Raw genomic sequence first — 18405 nt, 5'->3', positions numbered from 1 at the left:
TGGGCGGGGAATTTCTTCCCTGCCCATTGTTTTTATTTTTTCTTCGGATTAAAATACGTCTCTACTCTGTCGGGGCTCAGCATTTGCCAAAGAGAAGCTACAGTCCAGCCGGGAGCGAAGATATCGTTATAAAATCCTTTTCCGTTTTTGCCATAGTCCCAGTTGGTATGCTGTACTACTTCGGGATAATAACCCACCTTACCGATATTGAACATGTGTCCTTTTACAGGCATTAGTTGCAACATAGAGCTTTTTATTACCGACGAAAACTGTGAGAAACGGGGTTCGTTGCGTTCTTTGGCTAGCCAATCGAGCACAGTTGCAAATTCGAAGATGAAGACATCCACATGGTTGTTCTCTACCGAGACATTGCCCCATCCACGCGATTTGAAGCCCACATCACCCAGCATCTGCCCTTGCGCAAAAGGCACATCCCACATATAGTACCACGACAGACTAAAGTATGCCGCCTTTTTAGAAAGGTCGATGTAACGATCTCTTTCTTTTGGGGCAGAAGCCATTGCCAGATAATACATGGCTGTGGATGCATATAGCGACGCTTCTTTGTCTTCGCAATTGGCATCGAGCGTAGAAGAGAAGTAATCGGCTTTGGATATCAGCTCTTTTTCGAGATATACAGCCGTACGTTTTGCACTCTCCATATATTCTTTGTTCTTGAAGTAGGTATAAGCCATCGTAAGAGGTAAGGTTGCCGATGGGGTGCTGCCTCCCGAAGGGTCGGTAACACGGAATTGGTCGTCAAACTTACGAGGAAAACTACCGTCTTGTCCTTGCAACTTTTGGAAATTAGCAAGCAGTGTTTTTATCTTGGCTTCCCACTCGGGGTGCTTGCGTCCTTGCTTCTTTTCGTAGTTGAGATAGTTAAGGATAGCAAATGCCCCTTCCGACTGACGGCGAATGCTGTATATATCTGTTTCGTTGTTGTGACTATAATCTACAAACTCACGGAAAAATCCGTTTGGAGTAAAACCATGTTTTAGGTAACTGTCGAACACCGAGTTTGCTTTATTTATTAGGTCGGTATTGTTGTTTTGCTCGCCATACTCCAACGCATTGAAGGCATTGAGCAATACACGCCCTACAAATCCTACCTCAACCGAACCGGTGCTTTCGCAATCATCGGTACGCATGTGTACTCCTGAGAAATATTTAAGGTCGTACTTGTTTACATAACTCTCTGTAAAAAAGTTAGACAAAACTCGTTTTGCTTCGGCAGTGCTCATCGCATCGGCATATACCTGCGGGCGATATGTATCGTAAGAATAGTTCCACACATCGGCTACAAAAGCAGAGTAGTCGGCGGCTTTGCCTTTACGAATCTCCCATACCAATTGACGGGTTTCTCCTTTCTCTAGCTTTTCGAATGCCTGAACAGCAGGAGCCAACGTCAGTTTGCGGATGTATGTTTTTGGTGCTTCGCTATACGGAAATCCGAAAACAAGGGCTGTAGTACCCCCTACATTACGGAATCCGGTGAAGCCAAGCGAAGTTCTATCGGTAAGGATAATTTCGCCTGCACTATGAGTAGCCAAGCTTTCATTTTCGAATTTATCGAGACGAACTACTGTATAGAAGTCGCCTGTTTTGTCGCTATAGATACCTGTTAGAGGTGTGCTCAGTCGATCTTCACGTACCTGCCAGCTGTCACTTGTGGCAAACGAAGGAGCCTCTTTTGGAGAACGCATATTGCGATGATACCAAAATCCGGGCATCAAAAACTGACAATCGGCATGCTGCATAGCCGATAGTTTACACACTTCTTCGAAGTTGTAATAAACAAGATCTGTAGCTCGCAGTGTGACAGTGATGCGTGTTGCAGAGCCGTTTTCTACCCTTTGCTGTCTGATCTCTATCGGCAAAAGCTGCGAGGCTTTCAGGTAGCCCGAAGCATCCTCGGTAAGGGTATACGACTCTGCCGGATTTCCGGGCGATTTTAATGTAATCTTATACTCCGATTGTACTTCCTGTGCATCTATCATTGCGCAAGAAAAGAGGAGTAAGACAACAGAAAGCAATCTCTTTTTCATTATATTTTAAGTTTTATTTGGTTGTCGTTTCATTCTTGTATCTGCTTATTATATTTTCATCTTTGCTGTCATCCTGAACAAAGTGAGGAATCTCTTGCCTCATTAGGCGTTAATACTGTTCGTTCTTCTTGTTTTATTCGTTCTTTCGGATTTGTAATCCGAAAGCTGTTTGTTTTAGCAAATTTAAAATCCGCCGTAAAAGTTTTCGGATTACAAATCCGAAAAAACGAGAGACGGACGATAGTATCTCTTATCTAGAAAGAGTCGAGAGGCTTCGTTACTCAACATGACAAAGAGTTGCAAGCATTAATTTAACAAACTTACTTTCAGCCATGTATTCGGTTTATTTTCTTGGCTGTTTGCGAGCATTTCTTTGTAACCATTTACGGCATCGCTATAGGCTGATAATCCCAATGCCAATCTTAAGTCTTTGCCACTGCCAGACTTTATATACTTCTTAGGAATGATGATCTTCAGATCGTAACCTTTATCATTGGTAGAGGAAACTGCCTGCACATCACTTGCCATTTTGGTATGCCACACCCCCTTTTTCAGTTCACTTACTTCTGTATTACCCTGATAGCTGCACCATACTCTCATCGACTCCATTCCATCGCTGAGATAAACATATACACCATCAGAATCAGAGTTTTGCAAACCATATAATTTATTATCATTAACCTTGCATTCGACATACAGGTTTTCCTCGTCTGTACCCAATCCCGCACGAAGATTTGTTTCGCCCTTTGCCCCTACAAACAAGGGATATGCAGTAATATCTTTTGTAGCAATCTTTAGTTCAGGAATAATATATCCCTTGATAAGCCACGGCGCTACCTCTTTGGAGTTGAAATTGGATGAAGCAAAAGCTACAACCGTATTTTCGTCCCATAGTGCCAAAGAGTTCCATTTTGCCTCTTTATCGAGCGGCACATCAAAAGGACGTGTTCGTTTCGTGAAATTGCGAGCCGACTTATCTCCTATCGCTACTTCGAGTGTGGAGTATTCCCAGTCGGAGGCTCGTTTTTCGTTTGTCTGATACGAAATTAAAGTTTCGCCTGTAGGGAGTTTCAGCAGATAGGGAGCACCCATATATACCGAATTGTCTATCTTCTCAGCAAGAGCGTATTCTCTGTGTGGAGAGTCTGCCAGTACAGGTTTCACCCAATTATCTTTGAGTTTTGTACGCACTGTGTATGGTTTAAAGCGGTCTACGTTGTTATCTTCTATAACCACTACTATTTCGTCGCCCAATATTCGGGCTACCGGCATACCATCACGCCTGTTTTCGCGGAAGGATACCATTTGGGCATCGCTCCATGTAGCACCATTGTCGGCAGATCGAAGCAGGGATATCTCCTGTTCGTCGGATTGCTGATACGGATTTTCATTTGCAAAATATATCTGCACCTCCCCGTCGGGCAATTGCAGGAACGAGGGTTCCCAACATCCATCGTTGAAACGTGGAGCTGCATTGTATAGCACCTGTGCCGGCAGCCATGTAGCTCCGTTGTCGGTGCTGCGCCTTATCACAATGGAGTAAGGTGCTATTTCGGGCTTTGCAGGGCGATAGTTGCAAGCGGCAATAATGTCTCCATTCTGCAACTGTGTGATCTCTGCGTTTGCGATATTCACTATTGTAGATTCTCCATCTTTGCCCTGATAAGTAAATCGGGGGAATACGGTTACCGACGACGACCATGTGTGCCCTTCATCGTAGCTACGGCGAAATTCCACACTACCTGTTCGTGTTTCAAAGATGGCAATCAACGAATTATCCTGCATCCTGAGCAAGCGTGGATAACCTCCCCGCTCGGCAAGCTGCTGCATGGAACTGTAGTCCCAAGCTATGCGAATACCATCTACCGTACTTTCGATCTCTTCTTCGGGAGTATTCTTTGTCTCCGACTGACAGGCAGTGAAAGACAACAATACGGATAAGAATAAAGCTGTATATTTCATTATAATACTTTTATAAACTCATTTGTAATCTTTTGCGCTTTGGGACGAAAGAATAATCTCGAGTAATTATTTTAAACTACCTATATCACAAATAAGAGAATATCTGATAGTAAAGTTTCTTCATTTTACACTGAGGCAAAATGAAGAAACTGTCCAAAAAATTATCTGGCAACTTTAGGGCTAATAATATCTCCTGTAATTTTCATTACCGGCACAGCATCGTCCGTAAAGCTTACATCTGCAATGTACATCGCACGTGGGTGAATGCTATCTTTGGAGTGATGCGCATGGAATACTATTTTGAGCTGACCCGCTTTGTCGCGGAACATGGCGCTATGCCCTACCCCTACAAGGCTGTCAGGCTTTTGCAAAATAGGATTCTTTTCATACTTTGTCCAAGGTCCCATCGGGCTCGTAGCTGTGGCAAAGCCTACGCCATAAAACGGACTTTCGTAGCTGTTTGCCGAATAGGTGAGATAGTAAATCCCCTTGTGCTTGGTTATAAATGCACCTTCGTTGACACGTGGCCATACTTCTTCCCATGCTTGCGAAACGTTGATACACTTGGTCAGCGTCTCGGTCTTGATGGTCTTCAGATCGCTTTCGAGTTCGGCTACCCATATATTCAGACCATCGTTGAAACGGTCGAAATAAAGATATGGTTTACCGTCGTCGTCTACAAAGAGAGAGTTATCTATACATTTTTCGTCTGCCATCATCGGCTCTTTTACATCTTGTACAAAAGGTCCGAGCGGCGAATCGGCTGTCGCTACGCAGATATGCTCGTCGGCAGAATAGTACATAAAGAATTTGTTCTTTTCTTTAATATAATATACCTCGGGAGCCCAGAACCAACGATCAGCCCACGAGTCTTTTTTGTCTAGAGCAAGAACGGGTTCTTTTTTCCATGTCAGCAAATCGTCGGATGTGTACACTTCTATTCCATTCTCGGCATTGGTTCCGTAAGCATAGTATACATTGTCGTACAACATAATAAACGGATCGCCCAATGGTACAGGGTTTTTATATTCAAAGTCGGTCTTTTCGCTGCTGCCGCAAGACAAGCAAACAAAAGAAACCAGCAGGAATACAATAGCTTGTAATTTTTTCATTCTATTCTGTTTTATGATTTCCCCCTTCTTATTAAGAATAGAGAAAATATTTTTTTGATGAAGCTGCTCGGGAGAGCAGCCTCATCAAATACTCATATTAATAATTAGGATTTTGATCAATATTCGGGTTGTTATTAGCCTCATCGGATGGGATAGGCAAACAATTGTGACGACCAATAACAAAATTTTGTATCCATTTTTGCTCTTTTTCATCCCAGCGAGCGAAATCAGCATCTCTTAACTTCAACTCATCGATACCTGCCTGATTGTCGAGCAATCCCCAACGTTTGATGTCAGCCCAACGATGCCCTTCGGTAGCGAGCTCAAGCACACGTTCCATTTGCAGACGCTTGAGGAATGTATCCTTATCGGTGGTTGCCGCAGGGTGGTTTACCGACAGTTTAGGCATATTGGCTCTGGCACGTACTCTGTCTACTTGTGCTACTGCTGTAGAGAGGCTTCCGCCTGACTGAACAATAGATTCGGCATACATCAAAAGTACATCGGCAAAACGAATCAGTCTTACGTTGGTAGGATTGTGATAATCATCATAATCGCGATAATAGTCTGAGCCATACTTGCGGAAGAATACACGTCCTTTCCAGTTGTTTTGACCCCATGTAGCAGCATTACTTGTATACTTATAAATCCTCTCGTTATTGGTAAAATCCGCCTCTTGTCCTTCATAGAAAGCTGTATATCTGAGACGTATATCGTAACCGCTATTCAAATCTTTTTCTTTCTTAAACTCTGTTACCAACCAAGGACGAAGCTCGCCGTCAGTCCAGCCGATACCGGGAGGTGCGAAGAATTGTCCACGGTTCAATCCCAAGTTCGGATCTACATCAAAGTCACCATCTCCGGCAGGAGCCTTGTGTGCATCAGAATATTGTATTTCGAATACCGATTCTATATTATTCTCTTTATCCTTGTTGAAGTTATCAAAATAATTTGTTGTCAGGTCGTAATACTTCTTGCCTTCGCCTTCTACCAGCCAACTCAAATCTGTCTTGGCTTCGTTCCATTGATGTAGCTGCATATAACATTTTGCTCTGAAAGCCAATGCCGCACCTTTGGTCGCACGTCCTTTGTCGTTGTCACCCCATACTTCCGGCAACACTTTTTGCGCTTCTGTAAAATCATTGATAGCCTGCTGATATACCTCAGCTCCGGTATGTCCTTCGGGTTGCATACCCGGTGTAGAAGGTTCGAGCACGATAGGCAGACTCTTGTTGGTGCTACCCCATAGCAAAGCCAGGTTGTAGTAATATAATCCGCGAAGAAAATATGCCTGACCCAGAATCTGATTTTTGTTATTCTCGTCGGCGAATGTTATATTCGGCACATAGTACAAAACCTGATTAGCTCTGAAAACAGCCTCGTAACAGTCGCGGTACGTCCATGCGTTACCTTCCCAGAAGTTATAATTATTGTATCTGAAGTCAGTCCACTCTTTCAACTCTGCCCATGGGCTCTGGCTAAAACCTTCATCGGAAGTAAGGTCTAAGCGGAACCACATCCAACGGCTATATGTGCCGGGCTTGTAAAACATATTGTATACAGAGTTCACTCCGTACAATGCATCTTTTTCTGTCTTCCAGAAGGTAGCAGTTGTGATCGTATTGGGATTGTCTACATCCACATCACAAGCACTGAATAAAAATACAGTGAATAATATATATATAAGTTTTTTCATTGTTTTGGTATTTTTAGATTAGAATGATACTTGTGCTCCAAAAGTTACCCCACGAGGATTAGGGAATGACCCGCCATCGTAGCTGCGATCCCAGATATTCGTATTCAGGAATTCAGGATCAAGCCCTTTGTATGATGTAAATGTGATTAGATTTTGAGCATTCACATACACACGAATACCACTGAATACTTCACCCAATAGAGATTTTGGAAGATTATACCCCAAAGCCATTTGTTTTACTCTCAGGTAGCTTCCGTTTTCTAACCAGCGATCCTGATTGCCGCGCACGTTGCGAGAATCGGCGTAGATAGGACGTGGATCTTTTGCGTTCGGATTGTCGGGAGTCCAAGGGTCGTAGTCGGCACGATAGTTCGAGTTGTCGTCAAACCTGTCGTAAGCACTGCGAGGTCCGTTGAATGATTTATGCCCGAATGCACCTGAGAACTGCAACTGAAGATCAAATCCTTTGTATTCGAAGCCCCAATTCATCCCCAATTGGAATTTTGGCAAAGTAGAGCCGCAATATTGTCTGTCGGCATCGGTAATCATACCATCATCGTTGGCATCGATAAATCTCACATCACCCGGTCTGGCATTTGGCTGTATCAGTTTGCCTTCACTATTTTTGTGAGCTTGTACCTCTTCTTCGGAGCGGAACAAACCATCGGTTTTGATCAAATACCACTCTCCGATAGGGTGTCCTACTTTCGACTTCGTATCCCACTGTGTAAACTCTGTACGTCCATATCCTAATTCTTTAATCTTATTCTTAAGGAAAGACCCGTTTACGTTGAAACTATAGCCAAAGTCTTTACCAATCTTGTCGCGCCATGTAGCCGACACCTCAATACCTGTATTCTGCAAGGTTGCTGCATTTACGTTCGGGTTACCGCCATTGTTACCGGTTACCATTAGTATTTGCATCGGAGTCAGCACGTCTTTTGTTTCCTTCATAAAGTAGTCTACCGATATCGCTAATTTGTTGTTCAGCAAAGCGGCATCGAATCCGGCATTGATTTGCGAAAGTTTTTCCCATTTCAAATCGGCATTGGCTAGTTTGATTTGAGTCATACCTGTTTGTACAGATTGTCCTGTACCAAACACCGCCTGAGGAAATACGGTAATAAATGAAACCCAATCCCACACACCTATATTTGAAGTACCCAGCACCCCATAGTTCGCTCTTAGCTTCAGATCATCTACCCATGGCACATCGAAAAAGCTTTCTTTACTGATTCTCCATCCTGCCGATACAGAAGGGAAATATCCTACTCTGTTGCTAGGTGAGAATTTTGAAGACTCGTCTCTACGCATTGTAAAGCTCATGAGATATCTGTCGTCATAATTGTAATTGATTCGTCCAAATACGGAGAACAATTTCTGCAAGTCTTTATAGTTACCTGTCTTAGGATTAGATAGTGCTGCATCGAGATTATCGAAGTAGTCGTTTCCAGTCATGAGCACATCATTCTTTGTACCCCAGATTTGCTCATAGGTAGAGGTCTGGTAGCTTATACCCAATACGGCAGAGATATCGTGCTTATCGAATTTCTTATTGAATTCTAATGTATTATCGAATACGAATCCTTGATATTGAGCCTGATTTTTATTTAGTGAAGAAGGATCGTATGGCTGATTGTATGTCCAATAACCTTCTTTACGCAAATATTTATGCTTATCGTTGCTAAAGTCGAATCCAAAATTGAAGCGATATTTAAACATCTTGAAAGCTTCCAGTTCAGTAAAAGTATTACCCCTGATACGCAAGTTGCTATTTGTTGTATTTTCAAAATCTTCTTTCGCAAACGGATTAGAACCGAAGGTAACATCACGGCTACCGTCACCAAATCCGTAACCACCCTTAGCTGCATTGTTAGAGTCGTGAATAGGGATGGTAGGCAACATACGATATACATCTATAATCGGATTGGTATTAAGTTCATCTACTCCGAAGTGACTTAGTACAATATTTTCGCCGATACGGAATGTTACATTATCGCCAAAGTTGCGTGACGCTGAAGTATTGGAACGCAATGTGAAACGCTCGCTCTTAGCTCCGATTGTAGTACCCGAATTGTGCTGATAGTTACCCGAAATAAAGTAACGGCTGTCTTTTGTTCCTCCCGAGAAGGAGATATTATGGTCTTGTACAATACCGGTTTTGAATACTTCTTCCTGCCAGTCGGTATTACCGTCAAAGTGGTTTGCCGGAGCTTTGCCGCCATTGGCAAAAGCAAGGTCGTTGAGCTGAATCCATTGGTCGCGGTTTGTAAGATTATATTTAGGCAACCACTGGAGTGTCATACGCGAAGATACATCTATCTTCATCTTGCCTTCTTTCCCTTGCTTGGTGGTAATGATGATAACACCATTACCCGCGCGCGAGCCATATATAGCTGCTGCCGAAGCATCTTTGAGCACCTGAATACTTTCTATATCGTTGAAGTTGAAGTCTCGGTTGGCTCCCGAAACGATACCATCCACTACATACAGCGGCTGACTGTCTCCCAACGTACCTGTACCACGAATCTCTACCTTTCCTTCGCTACCCGGATTTCCGGCTGTACGTACAGTCAAGCCCGGAAGTGTACCCAGAGCATCGCCCACAGTACCGGTTACGATCGTGTTTTTCATTTCAGTCGGATTGAATACCGAAACAGCTCCTGTAAGGTCTGCCTTCTTGATGGTTTGATACCCGATCACGACTACCTCTTCCAAGCGTTTATCGTCGGTAGCCAGTGATACATTTATAGCAGGCTGTCCTGTATAAACAACCTCCTGCGGTGTCATTCCCACAAGGGAGAACACCAAAGTCTGATTTCGAGATACCTCGATAGAATAATTACCGTCAACATCAGTGATAGTGCCCCTTGTTGTACCTTTGATACTGACACTCACTCCGGGAAGCGGATCGTTGATATCATCCACAACCTTTCCCTTTACCTCCACATTCTGCCCATAAACTGCTAATGAACAGACCGCAAACAGTAGAAATAAAATTCTTTTTAACATGTTTCTAGATTTTGGTTTTTTATAATTAGGTTAACTCATTATTTATGAGGATAAATAATAATTTCTTTCCTTTCTGGTATTTTGATAAATGATTGTTGCCGTACTCTAGTGGCATTACACAATAATAGAGAGGCATTAAGATAGTCTTCACTTCATGGTTTGATTTTTAATAGGTTTTTCTGATAAATCAAAGTTACAGGAGAGCGAACAAAAGCAAATGTACTTTTCAACTAAAAAAGTGTAAAAAACAGTCTAGACGTGTAATTGCTCAATTATTACAAGTATTTGGTTATTTTTTACCATAAAATAAGCTTCCCGAAGAGTTCGTATGTTCGCAGATATACTGTATTTTTACAAAAATGAAAAACAGAAGACTACTTTTCACCATTTTTCTGACCGTTTTTTATACCATAAATCTATTTGCTCAGGAAAATTCCAATTTTCACTTCCGTAAGATTCAGGTAGATGACGGGCTCTCGGAAAACGCCGTGTACTGTATCCTACAGGACTCGAAAGGCTTCATGTGGTTTGGAACCAAAGACGGGCTCAACCGATACGATGGGGATAACTTCCGCATATTCAGAAAAAACAATCACAACAACCAGTCTTTGGGCAACAACTTCATCCGTTGCATTACCGAAGGAAAAGAAAACATACTTTATGTAGGTACAGATGCCGGACTATACAGAATGGATATGACGGACGAGAGTTTTGCGAAGATAAATACCAAAACCGCCAACGGCATAGAGGTTACCTCAGCCGTAAATGCATTGTATATAGACAAAAACGGCAATCTGTGGATAGGGACAATGGCGCAAGGCATATTTATGTACAACCCTGCAAAAAAAACACTGAAAGCCATAGAGATAGAGAAATACAGACTGGGGCTGAACGCTACGTGGTCTATCGTAACCGACAAATCGGGATCGATATGGGTAGGTACAAGGCTGGGGCTGCTCAGGTACAACCCCGACAAAGGCAAGCTGGAAGCACCCGAAGGCATGTTTAGCATACAAGACAACTCGCAAAACGAAATACTGTGCATGCTCGACGACAATAAGGGCAATCTGTGGTTGGGCACGTGGGACGATGGCATCAGGCTGTTCAACAAGCAAACCAACGAATACACCTCCTTCTTCGGGCTAGGGTCTAAGTCGTACTATATTACGCACGTGCGCTCTATATTTCAATATACCGACAACTCGCTGCTTATCGGTTCCGACGACGGGCTGTACCTCTTTAATACAGACACCAAGTCGATAAAACGGCTCGATGCCCCTCAGGTGAAATACAGCCTCAGCGACCAGAATGTGTACTCGATAGCCAAAGACAAGGAGAACGGGATATGGATAGGCACTTACTTTGGAGGAGTAAACTATCTGAATACCTCGCTGCTGAATATAGAAACTTACTACCCCGATGTTTTGCACAACCTGCTATCGGGAAAGGCGGTCAGTCAGTTTCTGGAAGACAACTTATCCAATATCTGGATTGCCACAGAAGACGGCGGGCTCAACTACTTCGATACCAAGACAAAGGTATTTTCGCAACCCGTAAAAACCTCTTACCACAACACCCATGCCCTGATGATGGATGGCGATAACCTGTGGATAGGTACATTTTCGCGCGGGATAGACATATATAATACACGCAGCCATTCGCTCGTCAACCACAGAAGCAATATCAGGGACGAAAGCACGCTGAATGACGACTGTATCTTCTCGCTCTATAAAACCAAGAATGGAGATATATACGCCGGTACACCTGTGGGGCTGAATAAGTTTGACCGAAGCAATAACAGCTTTAAGCGTATCCCCGAAGCCTTCGGTTTTATATACGACATGAAGGAAGACGACTACGGCAACCTGTGGGTGGCAACATACGGAAGGGGTGCGATAAAACTGGATATGACCCGCAACAAATGGGTACACTACGACACGATACAAGGACGCAGCAACCCCATTGTAGGCAGCAAGCTAACGAGCATACACATCGACAATACCAAGCGGGTGATATTCTCGAGCGAAGGGCGTGGCATTTTTATCTACGACTACAAAACGGATAACTTCAAAAACGTATCGGAAGACGACGGCTTGCCCAACAATGTGATTTACGGCGTGCTCGACGACCCTTTCGGCAATCTCTGGGTAAGCTGCAACAAGGGGCTGGTAACCTTCAACACGTCCGACCCAAAAAGCCATAGGATATATAACAAAGCAGATGGGCTGCAGAGCAACCAGTTCAATTACAAGTCGAGTTACAAGACCAGAGACGGCAAGTTTTACTTCGGAGGGATAAACGGATTCAGTTGTTTTTATCCTAAAGACCTGAGCGAGAATAAAAACGGTATTATTCCATCCATAGAGATCACCCAGATACGTGTGTTGGGAAATATCACTGCCGAAAAGGAACAAGAGATACAAACCCGTCTGAATAAAAAACAGTGCATAAAATTACCTTACAACCGTTCGTCGTTCACCATATCGTACGTTAGCCTCAGCTATATATCGCAAACTAAAAACCAGTATGCCTATATGCTCGAAGGAACGGACGAGGAATGGAACTATGCGGGCAACAACAAGAGCGTAACCTATGTAAACCTTTCGCCGGGCAAATATACCTTCAGGGTGAAGGCCTCGAACAACGATGGACTGTGGAACGAAACGGGCACAGCGATAGAGATAGAAATATTGCCGCCTTTCTGGTTGTCGATACCGGCACGGCTCGTTTATTTTGCGCTCGTTATATTCTTGATTTATATGCTGGTGTCGTACTACACCAAGAAAAGCAAGATAAAACAGCAGAAACACCTCGAAGCTTACAAAGCCGAACAGGAAACGCTTGCCTTCAAATCGAAGATCGATTTCTTTACTACCATTGCACACGAGATACGCACACCGCTCAGCCTTATCAGCGCACCGCTCGAAGAGGTGATTTCGTCGGGCGAAGGCAGCAAGGAGACTCATCAGAACCTTTCGATGATAGAGAAAAACTGCGACAGGCTGACGGTGCTCATCAATCAGTTGCTCGATTTCCGCAAGATGGATTCGACTAAATATATCGTAAATCCCGAAACAATAAACCTTAGCGAGCATATCAGCGAACTGTATGAGCGATTTAAGAAAACGGCGCAGAACAAAAAGATAGACTTTGAGCTGCACATGCCTGCCCAACCTATAATAGATGTAATATCCGATCCGGATGCGCTGACCAAAATAATAGGTAACCTGCTGACTAATGCGTTGAAATTTACCCGAAGCAAGATTATCCTTACTCTTATACCGAACAGTGATAAGACGTATACCGTGACTGTAGAAGACAACGGACGAGGCATATCCGACAATCATAAAGAACTGATATTCGACCCTTTCTATCAGGTACAGCAAGACGACAGCAAGGTAGGCACAGGCATCGGGCTTTCGCTGGTGAAGCATTTGGCTGAGATACTGAAAGGAAAGATTGAGGTAAAAGACAGCAAAACTGGTGGCGCATTGTTTGCGTTCACTTTCTCTGATATATCCAAAGAGTTTTCTATCGACCAAAGTGAAACGGCAAGTAGTGAAAGTATCTCCTTCGAGGATGGAGGACTAGCAACAATCAACGGCAAGAACAGCGTACTTGTGGTAGACGACAATCCCGAGATGATACAATTTATAAAAAACAGCCTACAGAACGAATATACGGTAGATACGGCACTGAGTGCTACCGAAGCGTTGAAACTGCTTGAAGACAAGAGCTTCGATCTTATCGTTTCGGATATTATGATGCCCGGCATCGATGGTATATCCTTTACCAAGCGACTGCGAGCCGACCTCAACTACAGCCATATACCGGTGATACTGCTATCGGCAAAGACCGAAAATACGGCGAAGGTAGAAGGACTGTTATCGGGGGCTGATGTGTTTATAGAAAAGCCGTTCTCGATATCGTACCTCAGAGCTCAGATAGCGAGTTTGCTGGAAAACAGGAAAGCGATACTCGAAGCGTTCAACCGTTCGCCGCTATCGTCTTACGCAAGCTTGGTAACCAATAAGGGTGACGAAACATTCCTCAACAAGCTGAACGAAGAGATAGAAAAACACCTCTCGGAAGAAACATTCACGGTGGAATCGCTAACCGATATACTGAGCATCAGTCGCTCCAACCTGCAACGCAAGTTAAAGAGCATAAGTGGCGTAACTCCAGGCGACTACCTGCGCAATTATCGCCTAAAAAGAGCATGCAAACTTCTGCTGGAGACAGACATGCGGATAAATGAAGTGGCTTACTACGTAGGTTTTAACTCGGCATCGTACTTTACCAAGGCATTCTTCAAAAGCTATGGCATGTCTCCAAAGGAATTTGTAAATAAGATGAAAAGCGGGGAGTAATATTTTCGGTAGGAGATACATAATGAAAAAATATTACCTTCTTTTGTCATCCTGACAGAATAATAGTAAAAAATGCTTCTGACAAACCCTCATACCATAAACGCTTACCCTGATAGGTTTTTCTTCAATGTTTCCAAATTTTCTTTTGTATCGTGAGACAGCACGTTGATAACCAATTCGGAAGGTTGGTCTGCCTCCTCCTTTTTTTCTGCGGTTGTAACCTTAGACAGAGCATTTGCATTGTAAACGCCAATACATTCACCCTCGAGCTGCTGCTGACGGATTGTCAATCGGAGATGCTCTATAGCCTCACCAAAGTGAGGGTCACACTCATATCGTGCGAAAGTAGCAAGACTGATCCCACAAAAAACGCATAGGCCTTCGATGGTGTATGGGCGTGACACAGGAAGCTCTACCACCTCTCCTACCCTTGCTCCCGAGCGGATCAGCTCGGCTTTGTGCCAGGGATTACTGTCGCACCACTCGAAGTATCTATATGCCTGTGCGAGAAGGCTGCCCGGGCTTTCATACCTTATCTCCCTGCCGTTGTTTTCACGGCTTTTGTAACAGGTTTTGCGGGCAGCCATTATTTATCTTTTTTCAAATGTTTCTTTGCTGTCTTTACTGATGCGGATTGTACTACGGTAGTTTCTTTATCTGCAATACGCTCGTTATCGGAGTTTTTAGCAAGCCAGTTTTTCAACTCTCTTACTTTGCGTATCAGGCAACTGGCGCACGACTGAGAGGTTTCGTTTGTGCCGAAAACCCGATTATATAATCCATAGATACGGCTCATCGAGTAACGGTGTGTTTTCTCTACTTCGCGTACCAATGCTTCTACTTCTGATCTTAATGCTAGATTTGTCATTTTACTATTTTTTTGTTGTCGATATATTTTACAAGGAAAAATATGATGAACGCAACTACAATGCCGATACCTGCCAAAGTCCACGATTGCCTTGCAAAAGCAAATATCCCGAACAGCATCCATGTGAGGTGAAAGGTGACACAGGGACGACAATTGAAAGGCTTTCGGTCGAGAATAGTCCACACTTCGGGAAGCCTTAGCGACAGCACCACTCCGCAGTAAAGGGAGGTGACAATGCAACACAGCATCGTAATAATGATAGTTAGCGCATCCATATATAATAAGATAATTTTGTAGAGAAATAATGCAGTTTTTGGGGGAGGAAAGAGAAAAATATCCTCCTCCCTTTATGAAGAAGGAAGGAGGATAGATAATATTATTTATACAAGATTTTATTACTCTACCGTAGGATCTAATCCACCTACGCCATCGACCGACACAAAGTAATAAATAGTAACAGATTCTTTATCATTACTTGCTGTTACCCAGATTGTCATCCCAAATCCCTTACTTATAATATGCTTCTTGTCTACTGTTACAATTGGGCTTGTCTTACTGCCTTTATATTCGACCGGAAAACCACCATACCACTGAAATTTGGTTGCTCCCCTTATTTCGCTACCGAAGGTTAACGACCCAACTCTGTCGAGTCTACTTATGTCGGTATAGTTCTTGATAGCATTGTAAGAGATGGAACTAGGGTTTGGATCTAAAATAATGCGAACACTGGAGTCTTCAACTGCATAGCTTTGTCCATTATAGGAGACTGTTGCCTTAGCAATGGCATTACCTTCACGTGCAGCATAATATACTGCTTCACATGTACCCTCTCCCGAAAGTAGAGATAGTAGCATTGAGCCTTGCCAATTTACTACTACCTGGTCTCTTATATTAGAAGGAATATCTAATGTATAAGTAATTTTATTCCCTTGATAAACTAGCGAGCTACTCGGAATCATTTTGGCAGGCTGGCCTTCTATTTCTACTTCTTCTCTCGCTTTAAACACCCCATATTCTGCCCTAATCTCTGAACTTATATTTGTATGAGTATATTTAACTACAAAGGTTATCCTTTTAAAGTCATTATCAGATTTGTTGGGTATTCTTCTTAAATGGTTACTATTATAAGTCCAGGAAATATCACCTTCTTTTACTACAGCGTTGACAACTTTACAATAACAAATTATAGTATCTCCAGGATATGCAGGATATGTAGATGATAATAGTCGATTGTCCACTGTGGAGGTAATTATTTCATCAATATATGGAAAACCTGTACTGCCACCCATTTCGCCGCTTGCACTTTTATACTCTATATCCAAATACAAATCTTTAATATCTCCAGTAAATCTTATTACCTTACTTTCATCGACATGATTTATTGCTAAATATAACTTTTTACCGATTGCATTCTTCGTTGTTATCTTCAATGCTTCACTTGACAAGGCTTTCCCATACCCTTCTCTTTGCATATCTGTACTAATGAGATCAAGATTAGTTATTCCTTTCAGGCTATTCCAAATAACCTCATTAGCATCCATGTAGTTTCCACATGAATATAGCTTAATCTTCCCGTTGAAATTATTATCATACGCTATCACACTTGTTAACTGTAATGATGCGGAAACAATTGTAACATCCTTGGGTAAAGATGAAAGATCAAATTCCAAATATCCTCTACCATAAGTACTGGTAGTAGCATCGTAACCGACAAAAAAACGCTTCGGATCTTTCTCTATAGATTGCTTTGCATAAGTAGTACCTTTTTTAGTTACTCCTACAAAGCTGGCTTTGGGATAAATTCGAACAAAGGTCTGCCCCATAATCGTAATCGATCCAAAGCCAAGAAAGAGCATTAGCATCAATAAAATTTTCTTCATAAGCTTAATAATTAGTTTAATAGTTCTTTTTAGAAATGTTTTGAATTCAATAAACACATGTGCACAATAAGATAATATTGAATAAAAAAGATGACGGTTTTTTCACGATTTGGATGATATTTTTTTTATGAAATTGCGAAATACTTCGCTCTTCAGTACGACAGACAAGGATTATAGCCGTGAGTAATATGCAGGACAATGAAATTTCCCCTCAAATATTTATCAGATAGTCTTTTATTCCTCTTAAGAGAAACTCCCTCAGAAAATTAAGCAGAAAACACCTACATTACTTTTTTCAATAGCTAATAGACAGAAGTTATTGTATATTTTAACTATTAATAGACAATCCGCTACCAATGACGTATTTAGTACACTAATACAAATCGATTAAGCCCCACAAATAGGCTTCAAATGCTACAAACACGTACACTCCAAAGCTTCCCGAAAGGACAAATATTATTTTATTTACTTTTAAAGTGCTAACTTCGCAGCGAACTTTAGGGCAAATACTAACACAAATTACACTGCATTATTTTTATTTTTTAATACACAAAACTATTATGATAAAATATATAATATTATTATTAGGAATCAGTATCAGTATCTTCTCGCAAGCCCAAGTAACCATCGGGTCTGCCAGCGAGCCTGTCTATGGTGCTATCCTCCAACTCAAAGAGAATGACTCGAAGGGTACAAATGCCACTAAAGGCTTTGGTTTTCCGAGAGTTTTTTTATCAAACGGAGACAAACTGTTTCCTATGTTCCCAGAGGGATACAATATCGTACAAGACACGATAAACGAAGGACTAACGGTATACAACACCAATCCTAAGTTTTCTAACGGACGAGGTATATATACATGGCAACTAAACGACTCTTTGTATACATGGACAGCCCTGAAACCAAAAGTGGCGGTTGTAGAAAAAACATTGGCGGTTGTAGTCAAGAATGACAACCAGACTATCGCCGCAAGAACAAATAGTGAAACAAATCCGGCGAGAACAAATATTATATGGGATTCGATAAAAGGTATAAATACAGAAGGCATAAAAATTATAAACAACACAGATATATATCTTCCTCCTCTCAAAGACTTTAAGATAACCGGCTACGTTGGCATTTTTACAAATGGCACTGATGGAAGCGCAACTTATATCGCTAGCCGTTTCTACCTGATAAAAAATAATAATCCGACTCTTGTTTCACTGCCAATATCTACATGGGGATATTCTGAATCATCTACAGAAAGCTATCACGATGGCGGTGTCACAAACCCGATATGTATTTTGAACTAAGGAAAGGAAGGTTCATTAATACGAATGATAGCCAACGGACCGGCAAACAATAGAGTCACACGCATGGCGGCATCTACATCACATGATGCCAAATATATGAGCTCGATAGGTAGCTATCTACTGATAGAAGAATTATAAAAAACTATAAGCCTTAATAGCATT

11 protein-coding genes are annotated in these 18405 nt (G+C 42.3%); 2 read left to right on the top strand and 9 right to left on the bottom strand.

The window, feature by feature from the left end; all coding sequences use genetic code 11:
• Positions 1-32 precede the first annotated feature (32 nt).
• The 5 genes from BGO84_RS10715 to BGO84_RS10695 form a co-directional block, all read right to left on the bottom strand.
• On the bottom strand, positions 33-2048 hold the full coding sequence (locus BGO84_RS10715) for a hypothetical protein (RefSeq protein WP_291029138.1): 2016 nt from the start codon (positions 2046-2048) through the stop codon (positions 33-35).
• 306 nt (positions 2049-2354) lie between these two features.
• Positions 2355-4010, bottom strand: coding sequence for a sialidase family protein (locus tag BGO84_RS10710; RefSeq protein ID WP_291029136.1), 1656 nt, complete (start codon positions 4008-4010; stop codon positions 2355-2357).
• Between the two features lie 161 nt (positions 4011-4171).
• Positions 4172-5122: a glycoside hydrolase family 43 protein gene (locus BGO84_RS10705; protein ID WP_283685791.1), complete on the bottom strand. Its 951-nt coding sequence runs from the start codon at positions 5120-5122 to the stop codon at positions 4172-4174.
• A gap of 97 nt (positions 5123-5219) precedes the next feature.
• On the bottom strand, positions 5220-6818 hold the full coding sequence (locus BGO84_RS10700; RefSeq protein WP_291029134.1) for a RagB/SusD family nutrient uptake outer membrane protein: 1599 nt from the start codon (positions 6816-6818) through the stop codon (positions 5220-5222).
• Positions 6819-6836: 18 nt separating this feature from the next.
• Positions 6837-9830: a TonB-dependent receptor gene (locus BGO84_RS10695; protein ID WP_291029132.1), complete on the bottom strand. Its 2994-nt coding sequence runs from the start codon at positions 9828-9830 to the stop codon at positions 6837-6839.
• Between the two features lie 359 nt (positions 9831-10189).
• Here BGO84_RS10695 and BGO84_RS10690 point away from each other — a divergent pair, with 359 nt between their 5' ends.
• Positions 10190-14200 (top strand): two-component regulator propeller domain-containing protein, encoded by a 4011-nt coding sequence (locus BGO84_RS10690; protein WP_291029130.1) that lies wholly within the window; start codon positions 10190-10192, stop codon positions 14198-14200.
• 104 nt (positions 14201-14304) lie between these two features.
• Here BGO84_RS10690 and BGO84_RS10685 read toward each other — a convergent pair whose 3' ends face one another.
• The 4 genes from BGO84_RS10685 to BGO84_RS10670 form a co-directional block, all read right to left on the bottom strand.
• On the bottom strand, positions 14305-14787 hold the full coding sequence (locus BGO84_RS10685) for a terminase small subunit (protein ID WP_291029128.1): 483 nt from the start codon (positions 14785-14787) through the stop codon (positions 14305-14307).
• Positions 14787-15068, bottom strand: a complete 282-nt coding sequence (locus BGO84_RS10680) for a hypothetical protein (protein WP_291029126.1) — start codon at positions 15066-15068, stop codon at positions 14787-14789. Before BGO84_RS10680 ends, BGO84_RS10685 begins: the two co-directional genes overlap by 1 nt.
• Positions 15065-15343, bottom strand: a complete 279-nt coding sequence (locus BGO84_RS10675; protein ID WP_291029124.1) for a hypothetical protein — start codon at positions 15341-15343, stop codon at positions 15065-15067. Before BGO84_RS10675 ends, BGO84_RS10680 begins: the two co-directional genes overlap by 4 nt.
• A 120-nt stretch (positions 15344-15463) precedes the next feature.
• Complete coding sequence (locus BGO84_RS10670) at positions 15464-16948, bottom strand: hypothetical protein (RefSeq protein WP_291029122.1); 1485 nt, start codon at positions 16946-16948, stop codon at positions 15464-15466.
• A 560-nt stretch (positions 16949-17508) separates the two neighbouring features.
• Between BGO84_RS10670 and BGO84_RS10665 the strand changes: the two genes are divergently transcribed.
• Complete coding sequence (locus tag BGO84_RS10665) at positions 17509-18243, top strand: hypothetical protein (protein ID WP_291029120.1); 735 nt, start codon at positions 17509-17511, stop codon at positions 18241-18243.
• Positions 18244-18405: the final 162 nt, after the last annotated feature.

This window comes from Dysgonomonas sp. 37-18, assembly GCF_001899125.1.
Classification (GTDB): Bacteria; Bacteroidota; Bacteroidia; order Bacteroidales; family Dysgonomonadaceae; genus Dysgonomonas.
Note: the sequence above shows the minus strand (reverse complement) of the source record. Positions and strands in the feature narration are given on the sequence as shown.

What these genes read in the sequence shown, in the direction of transcription:
- BGO84_RS10715 (WP_291029138.1), bottom strand. Translation starts at nt 2,048, where the DNA reads ATGAAAAAGAGATTGCTTTCTGTTGTCTTACTCCTCTTTTCTTGCGCA.
- BGO84_RS10710 (WP_291029136.1), bottom strand. Translation starts at nt 4,010, where the DNA reads ATGAAATATACAGCTTTATTCTTATCCGTATTGTTGTCTTTCACTGCC.
- BGO84_RS10705 (WP_283685791.1), bottom strand. Translation starts at nt 5,122, where the DNA reads ATGAAAAAATTACAAGCTATTGTATTCCTGCTGGTTTCTTTTGTTTGC.
- BGO84_RS10700 (WP_291029134.1), bottom strand. Translation starts at nt 6,818, where the DNA reads ATGAAAAAACTTATATATATATTATTCACTGTATTTTTATTCAGTGCT.
- BGO84_RS10695 (WP_291029132.1), bottom strand. Translation starts at nt 9,830, where the DNA reads ATGTTAAAAAGAATTTTATTTCTACTGTTTGCGGTCTGTTCATTAGCA.
- BGO84_RS10690 (WP_291029130.1), top strand. Translation starts at nt 10,190, where the DNA reads ATGAAAAACAGAAGACTACTTTTCACCATTTTTCTGACCGTTTTTTAT.
- BGO84_RS10685 (WP_291029128.1), bottom strand. Translation starts at nt 14,787, where the DNA reads ATGGCTGCCCGCAAAACCTGTTACAAAAGCCGTGAAAACAACGGCAGG.
- BGO84_RS10680 (WP_291029126.1), bottom strand. Translation starts at nt 15,068, where the DNA reads ATGACAAATCTAGCATTAAGATCAGAAGTAGAAGCATTGGTACGCGAA.
- BGO84_RS10675 (WP_291029124.1), bottom strand. Translation starts at nt 15,343, where the DNA reads ATGGATGCGCTAACTATCATTATTACGATGCTGTGTTGCATTGTCACC.
- BGO84_RS10670 (WP_291029122.1), bottom strand. Translation starts at nt 16,948, where the DNA reads ATGAAGAAAATTTTATTGATGCTAATGCTCTTTCTTGGCTTTGGATCG.
- BGO84_RS10665 (WP_291029120.1), top strand. Translation starts at nt 17,509, where the DNA reads ATGATAAAATATATAATATTATTATTAGGAATCAGTATCAGTATCTTC.